The following is a 395-nucleotide window of genomic DNA, read 5'->3' as shown; positions in this document are numbered from 1 at the left end:
TGTCAGGTTAAGCCTCACGGTTCATTAGTACTGGTTAGCTCAACGTATCGCTACGCTTACACACCCAGCCTATCAACGTCTTAGTCTTAAACGCTCCTTTAGGTCACTCAAGGTGACAGGGGAAGACTCATCTCGAGGCAAGTTTCCCGCTTAGATGCTTTCAGCGGTTATCTCTTCCGCACTTAGCTACCGGGCAATGCCATTGGCATGACAACCCGAACACCAGTGGTGCGTTCACTCCGGTCCTCTCGTACTAGGAGCAACCCCTCTCAATCTTCCAACGCCCACGGCAGATAGGGACCGAACTGTCTCACGACGTTCTAAACCCAGCTCGCGTACCACTTTAAATGGCGAACAGCCATACCCTTGGGACCTACTTCAGCCCCAGGATGTGA

1 rRNA gene is annotated in these 395 nt (G+C 52.4%); it reads right to left on the bottom strand.

Annotation, left to right across the window (positions count from 1 at the left end):
• Window positions 1–3 precede the first annotated feature (3 nt).
• A 23S ribosomal RNA gene (locus BHE89_RS21665) occupies window positions 4–395 on the bottom strand; the annotation flags it as partial.

The organism is Shigella sp. FC1967, assembly GCF_001743005.1.
Taxonomy (GTDB): Bacteria; Pseudomonadota; Gammaproteobacteria; order Enterobacterales; family Enterobacteriaceae; genus Proteus.
Note: the sequence above shows the minus strand (reverse complement) of the source record. Positions and strands in the feature narration are given on the sequence as shown.